The organism is Microvirga sp. jy35 (assembly GCF_056148915.1).
Genome location: NZ_JBWBEW010000002.1, coordinates 117,545 through 138,871, shown reverse-complemented (window position 1 = coordinate 138,871; position 21,327 = coordinate 117,545). Strand labels below are relative to the sequence as shown.

Sequence of the window (21,327 nt, the reverse complement as noted above, 5' to 3'; positions counted from 1 at the left end):
AGGGAGCTCTTGAGGGATCAAGAATCAGCGGCGCTGCGGCCGGAGCGAGCGCGCCAGTTCGCGAATGACGTTGTCCTCGATGTTGAGGTTCAGATCGCCGTCATCATTCTCGTCGTCGCTCATGTCGGCATCCGCCGGAGCGGCGGGCCTGGTGAGAACGCCCCGCTGCGGGGCCGCCGGCCTCTCGCCAGCCTGCGCTGCAGGAGGCGGAGGAGGTGCGTTCCGCTGCCCTCCACCCTGCTCGACGGAATTGCGAGCGGGCGCGTGGTGAGTCGTATAGCCCCGAGGCGCCACGTAACGGTTTTCCAGCGCATCGAGAAGGCTGTTGAGAGCCGCGTTCGACATGGGGACGTCCGGGGCCTGAGGAGCACCCTCCAGCGCGATGGAGCGGTTCTGATAGGCAACTTCCATCGTGACATCATCGCCGAACCACGACAGCGGCCGGAAATCACGGGCCTCATCCTCGCTCTCGAAGAACACGGAGATCAGGTCCAGGGGGCCCGGCGTCACGAAGCGGAGGATCTGGATGTCACGGGTGCCGACAGTCAAGTGGGTCAGGAGATAGTCCAGCTTGCCGGGTGTCACGTCGAGAAGCGCCTCAGCATGAGCCCGTGGAACCTCGGTGCGCTCCTCGATCGGCCCGCCGGAGCTCGCGTGAACCAGAACGAGGCTACCCTTGTCACCCTCGACGACCACGAAGGAGTTGCGGTCAGCCTGGTTCGGGAAGTGGCCTTCCGTGACACGATTGCCTCCCCGCTCCTTGCGGATGAGCCGCGCAAGAGAAGAGGCAATGAGGTAACGCCGGGAAGTAACCATATTAAGTTCTCTACTATTAACCGAGTGCCGTTTATCAGCTCGAAGAACTTACAGCATGATGACCTAAAACAACGAAGTTACAATTCATACTCCAGAGGCAACTCGTCTGGATTCGACATGCAACAACGTTTGATACTGCGGAAATTCGAGCGTGTAAGCGAAATCCTCTTGGAATCCTATGATGGCGTTCGCGTGGCAAAGTTCAATGGATGTGGCAAAAAGCTGCCTGAGTTTTGTCGATAAAGTTAATGCAGCTCAGAGCATGACATCCGACAGCCGATGCACCCCTGCCCGGAATGCTCATCTTGTTCAACAGGCATGGGAGATCGAGGTTAGTCGATCACATAGGTTAAGGGTTCGGAGGCCCGGCACCTCCGTGAGAGGTGCCGGGACTGGAACAGCCGCGGGAATGCGCTACTCGCTTCCCTTCGTCTTTGGCACGTAGGGACCGTTGCCGTCGAAGGTGTAGGCGGTCTTGACCGTGGTATAGAACTCCTGCGCGTATCGGCCCTGCTCGCGCGGACCATAGCTCGAACCCTTCCGGCCGCCGAACGGCACGTGGTAGTCCACGCCAGCGGTCGGCAGGTTCACCATCACCATGCCGGCCTCCGCGTTGCGCTTGAAGTGGCTGGCATATTTCAGGCTCGTGGTGCAGATGCCCGAGGACAGGCCGAACGGCGTGTCGTTGGCGATCTCCAGCGCCTCGTCGTAATCCTTCGCCCGGATCACCGTCGCCACGGGCCCGAAGATCTCCTCCTGCGCCACCCGCATCCGGTTGTCCACTTCCGTGAACAGGGCCGGGGCCAGATAGAAGCCGGGCGCGTCCCGCTTCAGCAGTTCGCCGCCCGCAACCAGCTTGGCGCCCTCCTCCTGGCCGATGCGGATGTACTTCAGGTCCTGATCGAGCTGGCCCTGATCCACCACCGGGCCGATATGGGTGCCGGCCTTCAGGGCATCGTCCACCACCAGCCCCTGCATGCGCTCCTGCATGGCGGCCACGAACCGGTCGTGGATGCCCTCCGTCACGATCAGCCGCGAGGAAGCGGTGCAGCGCTGGCCGGTGGAGAAGAAGGCCGAGTTGACGGCGCAGTCCACCGCCACCTTCAGGTCAGCGTCATCGAGCACCACCATCGGGTTCTTGCCGCCCATCTCGAGCTGAACCTTCTTCATGGGATCGGCCGTGATGCAGGTCTGGGCCACCTTGCGCCCGGTGGGCACCGAGCCGGTGAACGAGATCGCCGAGACCTTGGGGCTCTGCAGCATCGCTTCGCCCACCACGGAGCCGCGGCCCATGACCAGATTGAACACGCCGGCCGGCACCCCGGCCCGGATGATGATCTCGGACAGGGCATGGGCCGAGCCCGGCACGAGCTCGGCGGGCTTGAACACCACGGTGTTGCCGTAGGCCAGCGCCGGGGCGATCTTCCAGGACGGAATGGCGATGGGGAAGTTCCACGGGGTGATCAGGCCGACCACGCCCACCGGCTCGCGGGTGATCTCCACATCGATGAAGGGCCGCACGGAGGGCACCTTCTCGCCGGCCAGCCGCAGGCACTCGCCGGCAAAGAAGTGGAAGATCTGGGCGGCGCGGGTCACCTCGCCGATGCCCTCGGGCAGGGTCTTGCCCTCTTCGCGGGAGAGGAGCCGGCCGAGTTCCTCCTTGCGGGCCAGGATCTCGTCGCCCACGGCCTTGAGGATGTCGTGGCGCTGCTGGATCGAGGAGCGCGACCAGGCCGGGAAGGCGTCATAGGCTGCCGCGATGGCGCGCTCGGCTTCTGCCGCCGAAGCGCGGGCGAACTCGCCCACCACGTCCTGCGTGTTCGACGGGTTGATGTTCGGCGAGGCCTCCGATGCCGCAAGCCACTCGCCCGCAATGTAGTTCTTCGTCATCTTAACCTGCCTGTCTGGTGTTGATGAGGCCCCGCTGGGCCAAGTTGGACATGAGTGCCCGGATACCGAAGGTCCAAGGCTCGCATTCGGAGCTGGGCTTCATGCGGTTGACGAGCGCCCCGAGCTTGGGTGCCGCGATGGTGACGATGTCGCCGTGCTTGTGGGTGAAGCCCATGCCGGGCTCGCCCCGATCCTGCGTGGGGGCGAACATCGTTCCCAGGAAGAGCGCGAAACCGTCTGGATACTGATGGTGCGGACCAACGGTTTGCGCGACCAGATCCTCGGGATCTCGGCTGATCTTCGTGATGGAGGACGACCCTTCAAGCCTGAACCCATCCTCCCCTTCCACCGTGAGCGTCACCGTGGTCTGTCGCACGTCATCGAGAGAGAAGGCCTCGTCGAAGAACCGGACGAAGGGACCGACCGAGCAGGACGCATTGTTGTCCTTCGCCTTCGAGAGCAGCAGAGCCGAGCGCCCCTCGAAATCGCGCAGGTTCACGTCATTGCCGAGGGTGGCGCCGACGATCTTTCCTTCAGCCGTGACGATCACCACCACTTCCGGCTCTGGATTGTTCCAGGTGGACTTGGGATGCAGACCGGCATCCATGAAGGTACCGACGGCGGAGAGGGTCGGCGCCTTGGTGAAGACTTCCGCGTCCGGCCCAATGCCCACCTCGAGATACTGGCTCCAGGCGCCTTGAGCCATGAGAACGTCTTTCAGCGCCATGGCCTCGGCGGAGCCCGGCTTGAGGCGGCTGAGATCGTCGCCCACGAGGCGGAGAACCTCGGCCCGGATCGCCGCTGCCGCACTGGCATCGCCGCGGGCACGCTCCTCGATGACACGCTCCAGCATGGAGACTGCAAACGTAACGCCGGCAGCCTTGATGACCTGAAGATCGATCGGTGCCAAGAGCCAGGGCTTCGTAGAATCGCGGCTGTCGGGCGCAGTATTGGCGGCAATCTCTTCGAGCGTGCCGATTCTCTCGCCCTGTGCAGCCTTCAGGGCCCGCGCCGGATCATCCATGGCGGCAAGATCGCTGACCGTGGAACATGTGGAGGAGATGTCGAAGAGGCCATCCTCCCTCACCGCCACGACCGAAGGCCCCAGACCGGGACGCCAGATACGCCCGGCGAGCGCCCCCTGAAAGCCGTCCTCCGGCAGGATACGGGCGATGTTCGTTGAAGACAGGTGGTTCATCGGCTGGCGCTCGCTTTCCTTGAAGGCTGTGCTTCGCCCTCTTCCCTCGTGCGCCTTTGATATAGCGAGCATGATGCAAGCGGCTATAGAGAAAATTCATTGCAGCCTTGCTCTGTGGGGGAGGCTCGGAACAAACCCGGTTCATCCTCCGTTCGCTGCGTAGTTACCCAATTGCAATGCCAGGAAGGCGCCGTCTGGCTTCGAGCCGAGAAGGAATGCAAGACATGTCCGATACACCGTCTCCGAATCCGCAGCCCGATGTGCCCAATCCGGCACCACAGCCTGTGCACCCGGACCCAGGCCCAGCCGGCATCCCGAGCCCTGAGGAACCTGTGGGCGTTCCCCCGACCATCCCCAGTGAGGCTCCTAGCCCTGCCGAACCAGTGGGCATTCCGCCGTCAAGCCCTCAGGAACTGCCGATAGGACCGATGGGAAATTAACGCTGCTCAGAAACTGTGCTTTGTGCGCGGCTGGGTCAGAGGAGCCCCACCTCATGGATGACAGCAAGCGTTCCCCTGCAGCCAACATGGCCTCGCCATCGTACCGCTTGGCAGCACTCGATCAGGACTTCCTTCTGGGTGACTCCACACGGGGCGTCAGGTTCATGCTGGAATACGCAAAGGCCGAGGAAAGCCTGCGGACCTGGGGCGTGCGATCCACCATAGTCGTGTTCGGCAGCGCTCGCATCCGCGAGAATGGACCGGGCAGGCATCCGTTCTGGTACCAGGAGGCGCGGTCTTTTGGCGCCATCGCTTCACAGCGCGGCGGTGCCCTGACCGTCACCAGCGGGACACGCGACAATGTGATCGCCACAGGCGGCGGGCCCGGGATCATGGAGGCCGCCAATCGGGGAGCGGCCGACGTGGGTGCACCATCGATCGGCTTCAACATCACCCTGCCGCACGAGCAGGAGCCCAATGCCTATTCGACCCCTGACCTGACCTTCCGCTTCCACTATTTCGCCATGCGCAAGATGCACCTGGCGATGCGCGCCAATGCCCTGGTGGTGTTCCCCGGAGGCTTCGGCACCCTGGACGAGTTGTTCGAGATCCTGACCCTCAGGCAGACTGGCAAGGCGCTGCCTCTGCCCATCGTGCTCTTCGACAAGGCTTACTGGCAATCTGTCATCAAGTTCGACGCCCTTCTCGAACACGGCATGGTGAGCGAGAGGGATCGAGAACTGGTCAATTTTGCCGACACCGCCGAGGCCGTATGGGCTGCATTGATCGAGAATGGCCTCGTGGTTCAGACGCTGGAGCGTGGCTCCGAGCAGGATCTCTGAGGCGGATTCAGAGACTATTGGTTTGGATTGAATTGATTTGACAAAATCGAAGGGCTGAACTTTGATGACGGTCATGGGGAACGCGATCTCCCCACGAGGCGACATGCCCAAGCATCGCATCCGCACCAAACGCTCACGGATGCATCATGTCGTCATTCAACACCATCTCGGCTGAAAAGCTTTCACGTCTTGTCGGCACCCCCAAGTGCCCAGTCCTCATCGACGTCCGCACTGAGGAGGATTTCGCAAGCGACCCTTGCCTCATTCCTGGCTCCATCAGGCGCCCATTCGGGACGGTGCCAGACTGGGCTCATGAGTTCACGGGTGAATCCGCCATCGTGATCTGCCAGAAGGGACTAAAGCTCAGCCATGGGGTCGCGGCTTGGCTCCGCCATATGGGCATACCGGCCAATACCCTTGAGGGAGGGACTTTGGCTTGGGCCCAAGCCGACTTGCCCATGGTGCCAACCGCGAGAATTCCATCCCGTGACGCGCACGGTCGAACGATCTGGGTGACACGCTCACGCCCCAAGATCGACAGGATCGCCTGTCCGTGGCTGATCCGCCGCTTCGTCGATCCGAACGCTGTATTCCTGTTCGTTCCGACCTCGGAAGTTCCAGGTGTCGTAGAGCGTTTTGGGGCCATGCCCTTTGATATCGAGGGTCACGATGTGTTCTGGAGCCATCGGGGGGAGCTTTGCACCTTCGACGTGATGGTCAAGGAGTTCGGGCTTGGCACTAGGCCCTTAAGGCACCTCGCTACGATCGTGAGGGGCGCCGACACGGCTCGGCTCGACCTCGCACCCGAAGCGGCCGGCCTTCTAGCCGCATCCCTGGGACTATCACGCATGTATTCGGATGATCTCGCTCAACTGGAAGCGGGGCTCCTGCTCTATGACAGCTTCTATCGGTGGTGTCGGGATGCCACGGATGAGACACACAATTGGCCCTCGAAGAAGCCGGGAGCATGATGTGAGCGAGACGCTACAGACCTCAGGGGACTCGCCTGCTCAGCCCGCCCCAAGTCATGGCGTCTCCTTGGGCGAAGCCTTTCGCGTCTGGCTGCGGGTCGCTGCCTTGAGCTTCGGCGGGCCCGCAGGCCAGATTGCCGTGATGCATCGCATCCTGGTCGAGGAGAAGCGCTGGATCTCGGAGAGCCGATTTCTCCATGCGCTCAATTACTGCATGCTCCTGCCGGGCCCCGAGGCCCAGCAGTTGGCCACCTATGTGGGCTGGCTCATGCACCGCACCCTGGGCGGCATCATGGCTGGCGGCCTTTTCATCCTACCCGGCATCATCGCCATCATGGGCCTGAGCTGGATCTATGCGCTCTATGGAAAAGTCGGCTTCGTCGCGGCGCTCTTCTTCGGCCTGAAGGCGGCCGTGCTGGCCATCGTGCTCGAGGCGGTGGTGCGAATCGGCAGACGCGCGCTCAAGAACACAATCCTTATCGGGATTGCGGCGTCTGCTTTCGTGGCGATCTTCTTTTTCGATGCGCCATTCCCGCTGATCATCCTAGCCGCCGGTTTGACGGGCTTTTTTGGCGGAAGAGCAAACCTGCAGCAGTTCCAAGTCGGCGGGCATGGCGGTCAGAGTGACACCGAAGGCGGTAACCTGCTTGGTGAGCATATGCCAGCTCATGCGAGGCCCAGCACAGGACGAAGCCTGCGCATAGCCGCTGCGTGGCTGGCGCTCTGGCTCCTGCCGGTCGCCGCCCTCCTGCTGCTTCTCGGCGGCGGCAATGTCTTCAGCCAGATCGCGATCTTCTTCTCCAAGATGGCGATGGTGACGTTCGGCGGCGCTTATGCGGTTCTGGCCTATGTGGCGCAGCAGGCGGTCGAGACCTATGGATGGCTGCAGCCCGGCGAAATGCTGGATGGCCTCGGCATGGCCGAGACGACGCCGGGTCCGCTGATCATGGTGCTGCAGTTCGTGGGCTTCATGGCGGCCTTTCGGGACGCAGGCGCGCTCTATCCGCTTTTAGCAGGCACGCTGGGCGGCCTTCTCGCCACATGGGTGACCTTTGCCCCTTGCTTCCTCTGGATCTTCCTTGGCGCCCCTTACATCGAGCTGCTGCGCGGCAATCGCTCTTTGAGCGGCGCCTTGACGGCCATCACGGCGGCCGTCGTGGGCGTGATCCTGAACCTCGCGATCTGGTTCGGCATCCATACGATCTTCAGGGACGTTCGCCCTATGGAGTGGGGGATACTCAGCTTTGACGCACCTGTGTGGGGGAGCGAGAACCTCTGGGCGCTGCTGCTGTCGGTGGCGGCGATCATCGCGATGTTCCGCTTCAAGATCGGAATGCTGCCGACACTGGCTGCGACTTCGGCGGCCGGAATTGCTCTCCACGCAGCCGGCGCCATCGTGTGATGGCGGGGGTGAGGCAATGTCATGCCTCACCCGTCTTCGATCAGGTCACGGACGAGATCTGTCCGCCATCGACGCGTAGGATCGAGCCGGTCATGAACGAGGCCTTCTCGCTGGCGAGGAACACGGCCGCTGCCGCGAACTCCTCGATTTCGCCGTAGCGCCCGGCCGGAATGCCCGCGCGAGCGGCGGCAGCCACGTCCTCCACGGAGCGACCCGTGCGCTCGGCATTGGCAGCGTCGAGCTGCTTCAGGCGATCGGTGGCGATGCGGCCCGGTGCAATGGCGTTCACCGTCACCCCATGAGAGGCCACCTCGCTTGCCAGCGTCTTGCCCCAGCCCACAAGCGCAGGGCGGATGGCATTGGAGATGGCGAGGTTCGGAATCGGCTGGATCACGCCGGACGAAATGACCGAGATGATGCGGCCGAACTTGCGCTCGATCATGCCGGGCAGCAGTTGATCGGCAATGCGCACCAAGTTGACGAACATGGCATCGAAGGATTGACGCCATTGATCGGACGACACGCCCTGGGCCTTGCCGGGAGGGGGGCCGCCGCTGTTGAGGACGAGGATGTCGACACCGCCGAGAGCCTTTGTCACGTCCTTGACCAGCGCATCGACCTGATCGACCTTGCCAGTGTCGCAGATGAACGGCAGAACATCGTGGCCGATCTTGTCGGCCGCCGCCTTCGAGCCTTCCATCGTGCGGCTCGCGATAGCCACGCGGGCGCCCTCCTCCGCCAAGCCCTGGGCGATGCCGAAGCCCAGGCCCTTGCTTGCGCCGAGGACGAGCGCGCGCTTTCCTTCCAATCCTGTTTTCATCTTGTATTCCTTGTTCTTACGGGCGCTCAATGCGCTCCATCAGCCATTTGATATCGGCGATCGTCTCCGGGCTCAGCTTCGGTCCGGGCTTGCGCAGCGTGTCGGTCGCGATGATGCCGCGCCGCTTCAGCACGTATTTGCGCACGGCCAGACCGACGCCGGGCTGGGTCTCATAGCGCACCAGCGGCAGGTGGCGGTCGAAGAGATCATGCGCCTCCGTCCGCTTGCCCTGATTGATGAGATTGACCACGCCGACCAGCATTTCGGGATAGGCATAGCCCGTCATGGCGCCGTCTGCGCCGCGCTCCATCTCGAAGGGCAGGAACATGCCGCCATTGCCGCAGAGAATCGACACACGGCGCGCCTGCCCAGCGTCGCTGGCACGGCGCAAGGCGGTGATCTTGTCGAGGCCGGGCCAGTCCTCGTGCTTGAGCATCACGCAGGAGGGGCTCTGCTCGATGATGCGCATGATCACCTTCGAGGTCATGACCACGTTCGTCGTAAGCGGGTAATCCTGGAGCACCCATGGTACATCCGCACCAATGGCTTCAACCGCATCGGCATAATAGGAGACGATCTGATCGTCGGTCTTCAGGGTCGAGGGCGGGGCGATCATGACGCCGGCAGCGCCCGCATCCATCACCTTCGAGGACAGGCCCGACATGGCGGCAAAGCCCGCCGCCGAGACACCGACAATCACGGGAACGCGACCTGCCACCGTTGCGATGACCTGACGGGCGAAGGCCAGCGCCTCGTCGGCCGCCAGCTTGGGGGCCTCGCCCATGATGCCGAGAATCGTCAACCCGGTGGCCCCGGCCTTCAGATAGGCCTCGACCATCCGGTCGGTCGAGGCGACGTCCACCCGCCCGTCGCTCTCGAAGGGCGTGGGACAGATGACGTAAACGCCGGCGGCTGAACTCGTGAGCAAGGCTTCCTCCATGGCAGAGCTTGGGCAAAGGATCAGGGGACCCTCATACACCTGCTTTCCGCCGGGCGCACTACCCTAAGGCGACCTTCATCCGCGGCCGGAGCCAGACTCGCCAGATCCCGGGATCTAGTTTGCGACGGCCCAGCGGCCCGGCTCCTCCGTCTGGCCGATGAGGGCGAGGCCGTAGGCAATCGACTCGAACTGGTCGGCGGAGGTCAGGCACTTCTCGCCGAAGCGATCCACGAACAGCCGGCGGATGGCGGGCACGAAGGACGTACCGCCCGTGAGGAAGACGCGCTCGATCTGCTCCGGCCTCACGCCGGATTTGGCGAGCGCCTCGTCCACGGTGCCGGCGATCTTCTGGACATCATCCGCGATCCAGCACTCGAAATCGGCACGGGTGATCCGCGCCTGGATATCCACTCCCTCACCCTGGAAGCGGAACTCCGTCTCGTCCCGGTTGGAGAGCGCCACCTTGGCCGAGGAGACGGCGCGGTAGAGGGCAAAGCCCAGATCGTATTCGATGATGTCGATGAATTTCTCGAGCGGTTCGGGCTCAAGTGCGGCACGGGCGAGTTCCCGTAATTCCTTGAGATCCCCGCTGCCTTTCATCATGGCGAGCTGGTTCCAGCGGGCGAAATTCGCATAGTAGTGGTTCGGGATCGACAGGACCTTGCCCATCGAACGGTAATGTCCGCCCTTCCCAAGGCGCGGCGAGACGACCCGGTCGACGATCCGGTAATCGAAAGCGTCACCGGCGATCCCGATGCCCGCATGGCCCAGGGGCTCGGCCCGCAGCACTCCGTCAGCTTTCGAAAAGCGCATCACGGAAAAGTCGCTGGTGCCGCCGCCGAAATCGGCCACGAGCACGGTCGCGTCGTGGTCGAGCTGCCGCGCATAGAAGAAGGCGGCCCCCACTGGCTCATAGACATAGCGGGCATGCTCCGCCCCGAGCCTGCCGAACGCGGCCCGGTAGCGCTGCATGGCGAGATCGTCATCCGGATTGTAGCCTGCGAACTGGACCGGCCTGCCGATGATCACGTTCCGGGCACCCCAATCCAGGCGGGAGCCGCCGTGGCGCACGAGGGTGCGCAGGAAGGCGCTCAGCAGGTCCTCGAAGCCGTAGCGCTCCCGGAAGATGCGGGTTTCCTTGAAGGTGGCGCTCGCCGCGAAGGTCTTGAAGGACTGGATGAACCGGTGGGCATGGAGCCCCTCCAGGAACTGGTCGATGGCCCAGGGGCCACCCTCGACCTCGGTGCGCAGGCCATTGCCGTGGCGCTCGTCCCAGAAGCAGAGCGCCGTCACATAGACCTTGAGGCTCTCGCCCCCATGCTCGAAGGTCAGCGCCTCCACTTGCCCATCCGGACCCGCGATAGCCACGACCGTGTTGCTGGTGCCGAAGTCGATGCCGATGGAAAAATCTTGAGACGGGGGCATGAGGACCTCGGAAACGGGCGAGAAGGGCCGGACGGTCTATACGCCAGGGCTTCGGGAGCCAAGTGAAATCGCCGGGAAACGTGCCTTCCGTTCCGGCACTGCGACCCTGGCGCTGTGGACGGGCCGTTGACCCGGAGCCGCCCCGCACCGTAGAAGCCGCGCCTCAACCTTTCGGAGACTTCCATGCTATCCATCGGTCAGCGCATTGCGAACGAACTGAATGTTCAGGAGTGGCAGGTCAAGGCGGCGGTCGACCTCCTCGACGGCGGTTCGACCGTGCCCTTCATCGCGCGCTACCGCAAGGAAGTCACCGGCACCCTGGACGACGCCCAGCTGCGCACCCTGGAGGAGCGACTGAGCTACCTGCGCGAGCTGGAGAGCCGCCGCAAGACGATCCTCGACAGCATCCGCGAGCAGGGCAAGCTGTCCGACGAGCTGGCGCTCCAGATCAACACCGCCGACACCAAGGCGCGCCTTGAAGACCTCTATCTGCCCTACAAGCCCAAGCGCCGCACCAAGGCGCAGATCGCCAGGGAAGCCGGTTTGGAGCCGCTGGCCGACCTGCTCCTGAGCGAGCCGACCCGCGAGCCGAAGGAGGCTGCAGCCGCTTTCGTGAACCCGGAGAAGGATGTGGCGACGCCGGAAGCGGCTCTCGAAGGCGCACGTTCCATCCTGGTCGAGCGCTTCGCGGAGCACGCCGAGCTACTTGGCGCTCTGCGTGACATCTATTGGGAGCGCGGGAGCCTCACCTCCAAGGTGCGCGACGGCAAGCAGAACGACGGCGCGAAATTCTCCGACTATTTCGATTTCGCCGAGCCGCTGACGAAGCTGCCCTCCCACCGCATCCTCGCCCTCTTCCGCGGTGAGAAGGAGGAGGTTCTCGATCTGCGCATGGAGGAGGACAAGGACGCTGCCGAGCCAGGCTATGTGAGCCGCTACGAGGGCCGGGTCGCGCTCGCCTTCAACATCACGGATCAGAGCCGTCCCGGCGACAAGTGGCTGCTCGACACGGTGCGTTGGGCCTGGCGGACGAAGCTGCGCTTCGCCATCGAGCTCGACATGAAGATGAAGCTCTGGCAGCTCGCCGAGGACGAGGCCGTGAGGGTGTTCGCCGGCAACCTGCGCGACCTGCTGCTGGCGGCTCCCGCCGGCGCGCGTGCGACCCTCGGGCTCGATCCCGGCTATCGCACGGGCGTGAAGGTGGCCGTGGTGGATGCCACCGGCAAGGTGGTGGCAACAGATACCATCTATCCGCACGAGCCCAAGCGACAATGGGATGAGGCGCTGGCCACCCTGGCGCGGCTCTGCCGCATCCACAGGGTCGAGCTCATCGCCATCGGCAACGGCACGGCCTCGCGGGAGACCGACAAGCTCGCGGCCGAGCTGGTGACGAAGCATCCGGACCTGAAGCTCACCAAGATCATGGTGTCGGAAGCAGGCGCTTCCGTCTATTCCGCCTCCGCCTTTGCCAGTCAGGAGCTGCCGGACCTCGACGTGTCCCTGCGCGGCGCCGTCTCCATCGCCCGACGCCTGCAGGATCCGCTCGCCGAACTCGTGAAGATCGACCCCAAATCCATCGGCGTCGGACAGTACCAGCACGATCTCGCCGAGTACAAGCTCTCCCGCTCTCTCGACGCGGTGGTGGAGGATTGCGTGAACGCCGTCGGCGTCGATCTCAACACGGCCTCCGCTCCGCTGCTCGCCCGCGTGTCGGGCCTTGGCGATTGGGTCGCGCAGAACATCGTCACCCACCGCGATGCCAACGGCCCGTTCAAGACGCGCAAGGCGCTGACCAAGGTCTCAGGTCTCGGGCCGAAGACCTTCGAGCAGGCCGCAGGATTTCTGCGCATCCCGAACGGCGACGATCCGCTCGATGCCTCCGGCGTCCACCCGGAAGCCTATCCGGTCGTGCGTCGGATCCTCGAAGCCACGGAGAGCGACATCAAGGTGGTGATCGGCAACGGCGCCGTCCTGAAAAAGCTCAACCCGCAGAACTTCACGGACGAGAAGTTCGGCGTACCCACCGTCAAGGACATCCTGAGCGAACTGGAGAAGCCCGGCCGGGATCCACGCCCTGAGTTCAGGACTGCCACCTTCATGGAAGGCGTGGAGAAGATCGGCGACTTGAAGCCCGGCATGATGCTGGAAGGCGTCGTCACCAACGTGGCGGCCTTCGGCGCCTTCGTGGATGTCGGCGTGCATCAGGACGGACTCGTTCACATCTCGGCACTGGCCGACACCTTCGTGAAGGATCCCCGCACCGTGGTGAAGCCGGGCGATATCGTAAAAGTGAAGGTGCTCGAGGTGGACATTCCCCGCAAGCGCATCTCGCTGACCATGCGCATGAGCGACCCAGCCGAGAAGCGCGGCATAGGGCGGCAGGACGACAATCGGGGAGCCTTCCAGAAGCACCGGGCTCAAGCGGAGCGTAAGCCTGCGGTGCAAGCCTCTGCGTCCGGAGGCGCACTTGCTGATGCCCTGCGCCGGGCGGCAACAGCCGGCGGCAAGGACAAGGGCAGCCGGAAATGAATGAAATAGGGGTGGCTTGTGGCCGCCTCTGATCTGGTCTAGAAGCAAAGCGTCTCACGGGGAGCCTCACACGAGGCTGAGAGGCGGCCAGGCCGCCGACCCGTCGAACCTGATCCGGGTCATGCCGGCGGAGGGAATGAGCATGCGACATCGCCACAAAAGCCATGCCCCGTGCAATCTGCGCCGTCAGCCCGGCCTGCCTCTTGCATGGGAGCGCCCTTAAGATGTTACGCCGCCTTCTTCTCACCCTCGTGTCGCTCGGGCTCGCCACCGGCCTTGCTCAGGCGCAGACCAAGCCGACGCTCACCGTCTACACCTACAGCTCGTTCGCCGGAAAATACGGCCCCGGCAAGACCGTCAAGGAACGCTTCGAGGCGACCTGTGGCTGCGAGCTGAACTGGGTCTCCGCCGAGGATGCGGGCAGCCTGCTCGGACGCCTGCGGCTTGAAGGGGAGAACACCAAGGCCGATGCGGTGGTCGGTCTCGACATGAACCTCGTGGCGGAGGCGAAGTCCCTCAACCTCTTCGCCCAACACGGCGCCGAGGTGAAGGACCTGTCGCTTCCCATCGAATGGAAGGACGACACTTTCATCCCGTTCGACTGGGGCTACTACGCCTTCGTGTATGACGCCAATAAGCTGCCCAATCCGCCGAAGAGCCTGAAGGAGCTCGTCGACAATCCCGACGGCCCGAAGGTTGTCCTGCAGGATCCCCGCACCAGCGCACCGGGCCTCGGTCTTCTGCTCTGGATGCAGAAGGTCTATGGCGAGAAGGCCGGCGAGGCCTGGGGCAAGCTGAAGCCGCGGATCGTCACCTTCACCAAGGGCTGGTCGGAAGCCTATGGCCTCTTCATGAAGGGCGAGGCCGACATGGTGATGTCCTACACCACGTCTCCCGCCTACCACATCGTCGCGGAGAAGAAGGACAACTACAAGGCCGCCGCCTTCACGGAAGGACACTACCTTCACGTCGAGCTCGCCGGCATGACCCGCACGACGAAGCAGCCGGAGCTCGCCAAGAAGTTCATGGCCTTCATCCTCAGCGAGCCGTTTCAGACGGCGATCCCTGAGACCAACTGGATGTATCCGGCGAAGAACCCGCCGTCGGGCACGCCTGCGATCTTCAAGGACATGATCCAGCCGAGACAGGCGCTTCTCTTCACGCCCGAGGAAGTGCAGCAGAACCGCCGCGCCTTCACCGATGCCTGGCTCAACGCCACGGCGCGGTGATCGCTCATGCTGACCTTGAGGCTGCCTCATCCCGGGACCCTGGTGGCCTTCGCCATCCTGAGTCTGGTTGCCGGCGGCTTCATCGCCCTTGCCACTGTCGATGGAGGAACGCCGACGCTTTTCTCCATCGGCCCTTACCTCGGCCGCGTTCTCGCCTTCTCGATCGTTCAGGCGACGGTTTCGACCGTTCTGTCGCTTGCCCTCGGCATCGGCCTGGCGCTCGCCCTCGTCCGGCGCTCCTTTCCCGGCCGGAGCATCGTTCTGGCCGCCCTGAGCACCACGATGGTGATGCCTACCATTGTTGCGGTCTTCGCTGTCTTTGCCGTGTATGGACGCAGCGGATGGCTGTCCGAGCTGCTCGCCTTCCTCGGATGGCAAGGCGACTTCAGCATCTTCGGTTATCCTGGCATTCTCATCGCCCACGTGTTCCTGAACGCTCCCTTCGTGGCGCGGATCACCCTGGACGGATTGAACCAGATCCCCGCCGAGCATTGGCGGCTCGCCACCGCCTTCGGGTTCACGCCGGCGCAGATTTTCCGCCACCTCGACTGGCCCGTGCTGCGCACTGAGCTACCCGGTATCGCGGGCCTGATCTTCCTCATGTGCTTCAAGAGCTTCGCCATCGTGCTGGCGCTCGGCGGCGGCCCGAGCCGGTCCACCCTCGAGGTGGCCATCTACGAGGCGCTCAAGATCGATCTCGATTTCGGCCGGGTCGCCTGGCTGGCGTTGATCCAGCTCGTGATCTGCCTCTCGATGACGGCGCTTCTCCACTGGGCCTTCACCCGGCCGCCCGTCGGCCACACGATCCGCAACCTCATTCGCCGGCCCGATGCGGAGGATCGCCACCTGAAGATCCTGGATGCCCTTGTGCTCGCGATCGCAGCCTTGTTCATCGCGCCGCTCGCCCTCAGCGTCCTCACAGGCGTTCGCAGCATTCCCGACATCCTGGAAGCGGATCTTCTCCAAGCCTTCGTCACGAGCATGGCTATCGCCGCCGCTGCGGCCTTGATCGCGTGCATTCTGGCGCTCGCGCTCGCCACAGCAGGACGGCGCAGGCGCCTCGTCCTGCGCTCGCCGCGCATCGCGGCCTTCTATGACTTCCTGCCTGACACGCTCCTTGCCGTTCCTCCCTTTGCACTCACGGCCGGCCTCTTCCTGCTGATCCAGCGCTTCGGAGATCCATCCTCCGCCGGTCTGATCCTGCTGCCGCTGATCAACGGGTTGGCTGCCGTGCCTTTCGCCTATCGCTTCGTCGCGCCTCATCTGCTGACCGCCGAGGAGCGCTACGGCCGGGTTGCTGCCTCGCTCGGCGTCACCGGCTGGGCGAAGCTGACGATCATGGATTGGCCCGTACTCAGGCGCCCGCTCGCCGCAGGCTTTGCCCTGGCGATGGCCCTGTCCTTCGGGGATTTCGGCATCATCGCGTTGTTCGGGGGCAGCGAGTTGGTGACGCTTCCTTATCTTCTCTATGAGCGCCTCGGCGCATACCGGCTCGATGAGGCTTCCGCCATCGGCCTCGTCATCGTTCTCGTCGCCTTCCTGCTTGCTCACATTTCAGGTCGCTTGTCCCATGCTGGTGATTGAGAACTGCCGCCTGACCTGGCCCGATTTCGTGGCCGATTACTCGCTGTCGGTGAAGGCGGGACACCTCTGCGCCGTCATCGGCCCATCCGGCGGCGGCAAGACTACCCTGCTCCACATGATCGCGGGTTTTGAGACGCCTGAGAGCGGCACACTGACCTTCGGTGGCCACAATCTGCTGCCGCTCGCCCCGGCCAAACGGCCCGTCGCCATCGTCTTCCAGGATCATAACCTGTTTCCGCACCTGAACGTGACGCAGAACGTAGGTCTCGGCATACGGCCTTCCTTAAGTCTGACCGACGGTGAAAAGGTGCTCATCGAAGAAACACTCGAAGCCGTCGGTCTTGAAGGCTTCGAAAACCGCCGGCCCGGTGAGATGTCGGGCGGTCAGCGCCAGCGCGTGGCCCTCGCGCGTGCCCTGGTTTCGGGCCGCCCGCTGATCCTGCTCGACGAGCCCTTCAGCAGCCTCGACCCTACCTTGCGGCGCGACATGATTCTCCTCGTCGACGAGATGCGACGGAAACGCCCCGTGACCATCCTCATGACGATTCATACCCCTGAGGATGCTGCCGACGTGGCGGATCAGATGGCTTTTGTCGCCGATGGCAAGGTCGTCGCGTCAGGCCGTCCTGCCGAGATTCTCAACAGTGCGCTGGCACCGAGGATCGCGGCAGCCGTCTCGAACTCGTAGAGGCTCCGCTTCAAGAGCGCTCAGGCAGAACCGACAGGCCCGCTGCATCGAAGACATGAAGCGCGCGGGTCGGCACATGGGCCGTATAGGTGCCGCCCGGGGTCGCCTCGACCTCGCCCGGAGCACGGACGATCACATCGTCCCCGCTGGCGAGACGCATATAGACATAGCTCGACTCGCCCAGTTGCTCCACGGCGTCGATGGTGCCCCTGAGAGGGGTAGAATCCGCTCCACCCACTTCCATGTGCTCGGGCCTGATGCCCACAGTCACATGGTCGCCGGGCTTCACGCTGCCGGGTCTCGCATCCAAGACAGCCTCGGTGCCGGCAAAGCCGATGGTGGCGAGTTCTTCGCTCACGCGGAGAACCTGTCCCTTGATGAAGTTCATGCGCGGCGAGCCGATGAAGCCGGCAACGAACAGGTTGCGGGGAGAGCGGTAGAGCTCCAGGGGCGCCCCGACCTGCTCGATCCGGCCCTGGTTCAGCACCACGATCTTGGAGGCGAGCGTCATGGCCTCGACCTGATCATGGGTGACATAGATCATGGTGGCGCCCAGATCCCGATGGAGCTTGGCGATCTCGAGTCGGGTGTTGACGCGCAGCGCCGCATCGAGGTTGGACAGCGGCTCGTCGAAGAGGAAGACGCTGGGGTTGCGCACGATGGCCCGGCCGATGGCGACGCGCTGCCTCTGGCCGCCCGACAGCTCCCGCGGCTTGCGGTCGAGAAGCGGCGTCAGCTTCAGGATCTCGGCGGCCTGCCGCACCCGGCGGTCCGCCTCGGCTTTGTCGGTCTTGGCGAATTTCAGGCCAAACGCCATGTTCTTGTAGACGTTCATATGCGGGTAGAGCGCATAGGATTGGAACACCATGGCGATCTTGCGATCCGCCGGGGGCAGTTCGTTCACCCGCTTTTTGTCAATCCTGATCTCGCCGCCGCTCACGGTCTCAAGGCCCGCAATGATGCGCAGCAACGTGGATTTGCCGCAACCCGACGGGCCGACAAAGACGACGAACTCGCCATCATCCACGGACAGGTTGATGTCGCGCAGGATCTCGGTGGCCCCGAAGGACTTTGCAACACCGTGAAGGGAAACCTCAGCCATCGCGGTCGATTCCTGGAATGATGCTCATTTCACCGCACCGGCGGTGAGTCCGCGCACGAGATAGCGGGAGAAGAGAAGATAAAGGACGAGAACCGGCGCGATCGCCAGCGTCAGGGAGGCCAACACCGCATTCCAGTCCGTCACGTACTGACCGATGAACTGCTGCACGCCAAGCGTGATCGTCTGCTTGCCGTCGCCGGGCGCCAGGATCAGCGGAAACCAGAGGTCGTTCCAGACCGGCACCATGGTGAACACAGCGACCGTTGCGATGGCTGGGCTGATCAAGGGCAGGATGATGCTGAAGAAGATCCGGTACTCGCTGACCCCGTCGCAGCGCGCCGCATCGCGCAGGTCCTTCGGGATCTGCTGGATGAACTCGCCGAGGATCAAAATTGCGAGCGGCAGCCCTTGCGCCACATAGACGAGGATGAGAGCCGTCAGAGTGTTGACGAGATTAAGCTCCACCATCATGCGCAGGATGCTGACGCTCCCTAGGCGGATCGGCACCATGATGCCGATGGCAAGGTAAAGCCCAATGAGCGTGTTGCCGCGGAAGCGGTATTCCGTCAGTGCCCAAGCGGCCATGGCCCCGATGAGCACGATCAGCACCAGGGACACGACCGTCACGGTGAGGCTGTTGAAGAAGTAGAGGCCGAAATCGGAATTCGCGAAAACACGATCAAAGCCGATGGTGGTGAAGGTCTGGCCGTTCGGAAGGCCGAGCGGGTCGGCAAAGATCGCCCGGCGTGTCTTGAACGCGTTGATCAGGATCAGAAAGATCGGGCCAAGCGCCAGGATCGTATACAGGATCAGCGCGATATGAACGGCGATGCGGCCGGGCCTGATTGTCATGTCCCGGACTCCTCAGAACGTGTGCCGCTGCAGCCGCCGCTGCACGCCGAACAGATAGATCAGAATGCCGATCAGGATGATGATCAGCATCGCGGTCGCCACCGCGGCTCCCATGGTCGGGCTGCCGACCTGGAGCTGGAACCCGAAGAAGGTGCGATAGAAGAAGGTCCCGAGAATGTCCGTCGAGAAGTTCGGGCCGGCCAGCGCACCCTTGATCGCATAGATCAGGTCGAACGCATTGAAGTTGGCAACGAAAGTCAGGATCGATACCACACCCAGCGTCGGCAGGATCAGGGGCAGGCGCACGAACCAGAACACGCTGAAGGGACCTGCCCCGTCGACGGTGGCGGCATCCAGCAAATCGTCGGGGATGTTCAGAAGGGCCGCATAGATCAGCATCATCGGAATGCCGACGAACTGCCACACGGAGATGAGGGAGACCGTCAGCAGCGCCGTCGATTCCTGTCCGAGCCAGGGGCCGAAGAGGCCGCCGAGCCCAACCGCCTTCAAAAGGCTCGGCGCGATGCCCCAGAGCGGATTGAGCATCAGCTGCCAGATGAATCCGATGATGACCACGGACAGCATGGTCGGCAGGAAGATGAGGGTGCGGTAAACGCTGCCGCCCGTCAGCCGCGGCAGGCTGAGCAGCATGGCTAATCCCAGGCCGATCCCATTCTGAACCACCATGTGAATGGCGAAGAAGATCAGGTTGTTGCGCAACGCGTTCCAGAACTGCCCCGACCAGTTGGGATCCGTCATAAGGGTGTGGAAGTTCTGCAGCCCGACGAAGCTGCGCACGCCTGACTCGTCGCCGGCATAGAGGCTCAAGCGGATGGTGTCGAACAGCGGATAGATCGAGAACAGGCTGTAGATCACCAGCGCCGGCGCGAGGAAGACCGCGATGTGGATCGGGAAACGCGAACGGGCCGGAACCGCGTCCGCCGCCTGCACGCTGGAGGCCGTGAGATCCGTCATGCCGCTCCGGACCAAATGAGGAAAAGGAGGCGGGCCGCCCCCGGGGGCGGCCCGCCTGACGCTGTCAGGGTTTACTTCTTGTGCGGCTCATACCAGCTGGCAAGGCCGTCCTCGGCCTTCTTGGCCGCCTCTTCGGGCTTCATGGTGCCGTTCATCACCTGGGCGCTCACGTTCCAGAGCTCGTTCTCGAGGTTCGGCGTGCCGCGCGACAGGATCTGGTAGGAATTGCGGATCGAGCTCTCGCAGGTGCCGCGCCAGCCGACGAACTTGGCCGCCACCGGATCCTTCACATCCACCTTCGCCTTGGAGAGCGGGAAGAAGCCCGGCAGCTCGTTGGCGTAGATCTCGGCGAATTCAGGCGAGGCCACCCAGGACAGGAAGGTCTTGGCGGCTTCCATGTTCTGCGACTTGGCGTTGATGCCGATGGCGATGTCGGTGTGGTCGCTGATGTAGCACTTGTCGCCGGCATTCACCACGGGCGGAGCGAAGGCATCGAACTCGAAATCGGCCTGCTTGCGGAAGATCGGAACGTCCCAGGAGCCGGCCGGATAGATGGCCGCGCGACCCAGGGTGAACAGGTTCTGGGTGTCCGGATACTTCTGAGCCTTGTAGCCGTCGCCCATGTAGGGAGCCCAGCTCGCCAGCTCCTTGAACGCATCCACATAGGGCTTGTCGGTAAATTTCTGCTTGCCCTCGATGAGCGCCTTGCGGCCCTCCTCGCCCTTCCAGTAGTTCACGCCGATATTCTGGAATCCCATGGTGGCGGCTTCCCACTGGTCGGCCGTGCCCATGGCGATGGGGGTGTACTTGCCGTCGGCCTTGATCTTGTCGAGCACCGCACGGAACTCGGCCACGGTCTTGGGCGGCGCGAGCTTCAGCTCGTCGAAGATCTCCTTGTTGTAGACGAATCCGTGGATCACCGAGGCCATCGGCATGCAAAAGGTGGTCTTGCCGTCATCCGTGGACCAGGCGCTCTTGGCCACGTCGGAGAAGTTCTCCAGCCCCTTCACGTCGTTGACGGAGACGAGACTGCCCTTCTTGAACAGGTCGAGAGACGCGTCGAACGGACGGCAGGTGATGAGGTCTCCGGCCGTACCGCCGGCAAGGCGCGCGTTGAGCGCAGCGTTATACTCGGTCGGCGGATCGGCCTTGAACTGCACCTTGATGTTCGGGTGCTTCTTGTTGAAGGCCGGAATGATCTTGGTGTTCCACACATCCGCATCGTCGTTGCGCCAGCTCTCGATGGTGAGAGTCTGGGCCGAGGCGGCATTGGCGAAAGCCAGAGCGGCCGCGACGACCGATGCGGTCGCCAGCAGCTGTCTCGCGCGGCGCCGGATAGCCTTGGAATGGAGCGTCTTCATCGTTTTCGTCCTCCGTAACTCAGGGGCGGCTGCGAACCACACCTCCGAGCATGTTCCCTTATAGTTGCCCCGTGCCCATTATGTGCGTTGTTGTGCCTTCCAGCGGACAGCCATGACTGTTTCACCGGAAGATGCCTTGGACAAGTGACCTCATATTGGTATCGACAAAATTCAAAGACAACTCCCCATCGGCGGGATCCTCCGGAATTTGCCAGCTTCCATCCACCCTCTCACGAACCTGCATCCACAGGACCGGTCCGCAG

General features: G+C 63.4%; 18 protein-coding genes and 1 riboswitch. Of the genes, 8 read left to right on the top strand and 10 right to left on the bottom strand.

The genetic code is table 11. The annotated features are described in order from the left end of the window. Positions 1–24: 24 nt before the first annotated feature. The 3 genes from AC0QTX_RS02380 to AC0QTX_RS02370 all read right to left on the bottom strand — a co-directional run bounded on the left by AC0QTX_RS02380 (position 25) and on the right by AC0QTX_RS02370 (position 3,904). Positions 25–816 carry a hypothetical protein gene (locus AC0QTX_RS02380; RefSeq protein ID WP_474602219.1) on the bottom strand — a complete coding sequence of 264 codons (792 nt, stop codon included), beginning with the start codon at positions 814–816 and terminating at the stop codon, positions 25–27. A gap of 414 nt (positions 817–1,230) precedes the next feature. Then, positions 1,231–2,706, bottom strand: a complete 1,476-nt coding sequence (locus AC0QTX_RS02375) for an aldehyde dehydrogenase family protein (protein ID WP_474602218.1) — start codon at positions 2,704–2,706, stop codon at positions 1,231–1,233. 1 nt (position 2,707) lies between these two features. Continuing rightward, entirely contained in the window at positions 2,708–3,904 is a 1,197-nt protein-coding gene (locus AC0QTX_RS02370) for a fumarylacetoacetate hydrolase family protein (RefSeq protein ID WP_474602217.1), read from the bottom strand. Positions 3,905–4,397: 493 nt separating this feature from the next. On the opposite strand from AC0QTX_RS02370, the gene AC0QTX_RS02365 reads away from it, so the two are divergent. The 3 genes from AC0QTX_RS02365 (at position 4,398) to chrA (ending at position 7,559) form a co-directional block, all read left to right on the top strand. Continuing rightward, positions 4,398–5,186, top strand: a complete 789-nt coding sequence (locus tag AC0QTX_RS02365) for an LOG family protein (RefSeq protein WP_474602216.1) — start codon at positions 4,398–4,400, stop codon at positions 5,184–5,186. 146 nt (positions 5,187–5,332) lie between these two features. Then, complete coding sequence (locus AC0QTX_RS02360; RefSeq protein ID WP_474602215.1) at positions 5,333–6,157, top strand: chromate resistance protein ChrB domain-containing protein; 825 nt, start codon at positions 5,333–5,335, stop codon at positions 6,155–6,157. Beyond that, entirely contained in the window at positions 6,117–7,559 is a 1,443-nt protein-coding gene (gene chrA / locus AC0QTX_RS02355; protein ID WP_474602214.1) for a chromate efflux transporter, read from the top strand. The genes AC0QTX_RS02360 and chrA overlap by 41 nt, the downstream gene beginning before the upstream one ends. Before the next feature lie 40 nt (positions 7,560–7,599). Here chrA and AC0QTX_RS02350 read toward each other — a convergent pair whose 3' ends face one another. The 3 genes from AC0QTX_RS02350 to AC0QTX_RS02340 all read right to left on the bottom strand — a co-directional run bounded on the left by AC0QTX_RS02350 (position 7,600) and on the right by AC0QTX_RS02340 (position 10,744). After that, positions 7,600–8,379, bottom strand: coding sequence for an SDR family oxidoreductase (locus AC0QTX_RS02350; protein ID WP_474602213.1), 780 nt, complete (start codon positions 8,377–8,379; stop codon positions 7,600–7,602). 16 nt (positions 8,380–8,395) lie between these two features. Beyond that, on the bottom strand, positions 8,396–9,319 hold the full coding sequence (locus AC0QTX_RS02345; protein ID WP_474602212.1) for a dihydrodipicolinate synthase family protein: 924 nt from the start codon (positions 9,317–9,319) through the stop codon (positions 8,396–8,398). Positions 9,320–9,433: 114 nt separating this feature from the next. Continuing rightward, positions 9,434–10,744, bottom strand: a complete 1,311-nt coding sequence (locus AC0QTX_RS02340; RefSeq protein ID WP_474602211.1) for an Hsp70 family protein — start codon at positions 10,742–10,744, stop codon at positions 9,434–9,436. On the opposite strand from AC0QTX_RS02340, the gene AC0QTX_RS02335 reads away from it, so the two are divergent. The 5 genes from AC0QTX_RS02335 to AC0QTX_RS02315 all read left to right on the top strand — a co-directional run bounded on the left by AC0QTX_RS02335 (position 10,743) and on the right by AC0QTX_RS02315 (position 16,774). After that, the gene (locus AC0QTX_RS02335) at positions 10,743–10,874 is read left to right on the top strand and encodes a hypothetical protein (protein WP_474602210.1); all 132 of its coding nucleotides are present in this window, start codon (positions 10,743–10,745) and stop codon (positions 10,872–10,874) included. The genes AC0QTX_RS02340 and AC0QTX_RS02335 overlap by 2 nt on opposite strands. 53 nt (positions 10,875–10,927) lie before the next feature. Continuing rightward, positions 10,928–13,273, top strand: a complete 2,346-nt coding sequence (locus tag AC0QTX_RS02330) for a Tex family protein (RefSeq protein ID WP_474602209.1) — start codon at positions 10,928–10,930, stop codon at positions 13,271–13,273. A 47-nt stretch (positions 13,274–13,320) separates the two neighbouring features. After that, a riboswitch (TPP riboswitch) is annotated at positions 13,321–13,427 on the top strand. 70 nt (positions 13,428–13,497) lie between these two features. Continuing rightward, complete coding sequence (gene thiB, locus AC0QTX_RS02325; protein ID WP_474602208.1) at positions 13,498–14,502, top strand: thiamine ABC transporter substrate binding subunit; 1,005 nt, start codon at positions 13,498–13,500, stop codon at positions 14,500–14,502. A 6-nt stretch (positions 14,503–14,508) separates the two neighbouring features. Next, complete coding sequence (locus AC0QTX_RS02320) at positions 14,509–16,086, top strand: ABC transporter permease subunit (RefSeq protein ID WP_474602207.1); 1,578 nt, start codon at positions 14,509–14,511, stop codon at positions 16,084–16,086. Further along, positions 16,073–16,774 carry a thiamine ABC transporter ATP-binding protein gene (locus AC0QTX_RS02315; RefSeq protein ID WP_474602206.1) on the top strand — a complete coding sequence of 234 codons (702 nt, stop codon included), beginning with the start codon at positions 16,073–16,075 and terminating at the stop codon, positions 16,772–16,774. The genes AC0QTX_RS02320 and AC0QTX_RS02315 overlap by 14 nt, the downstream gene beginning before the upstream one ends. 10 nt (positions 16,775–16,784) lie before the next feature. Here AC0QTX_RS02315 and AC0QTX_RS02310 read toward each other — a convergent pair whose 3' ends face one another. From AC0QTX_RS02310 to AC0QTX_RS02295, 4 genes are all read right to left on the bottom strand, one after another. Next, complete coding sequence (locus AC0QTX_RS02310; protein WP_474602205.1) at positions 16,785–17,876, bottom strand: ABC transporter ATP-binding protein; 1,092 nt, start codon at positions 17,874–17,876, stop codon at positions 16,785–16,787. 24 nt (positions 17,877–17,900) lie between these two features. Then, positions 17,901–18,728 carry a carbohydrate ABC transporter permease gene (locus AC0QTX_RS02305; protein WP_474602204.1) on the bottom strand — a complete coding sequence of 276 codons (828 nt, stop codon included), beginning with the start codon at positions 18,726–18,728 and terminating at the stop codon, positions 17,901–17,903. A gap of 12 nt (positions 18,729–18,740) precedes the next feature. Continuing rightward, entirely contained in the window at positions 18,741–19,703 is a 963-nt protein-coding gene (locus tag AC0QTX_RS02300; protein ID WP_474602203.1) for a carbohydrate ABC transporter permease, read from the bottom strand. A gap of 71 nt (positions 19,704–19,774) precedes the next feature. After that, positions 19,775–21,064 carry an ABC transporter substrate-binding protein gene (locus tag AC0QTX_RS02295; protein WP_474602202.1) on the bottom strand — a complete coding sequence of 430 codons (1,290 nt, stop codon included), beginning with the start codon at positions 21,062–21,064 and terminating at the stop codon, positions 19,775–19,777. Between the last annotated feature and the right edge of the window lie 263 nt (positions 21,065–21,327).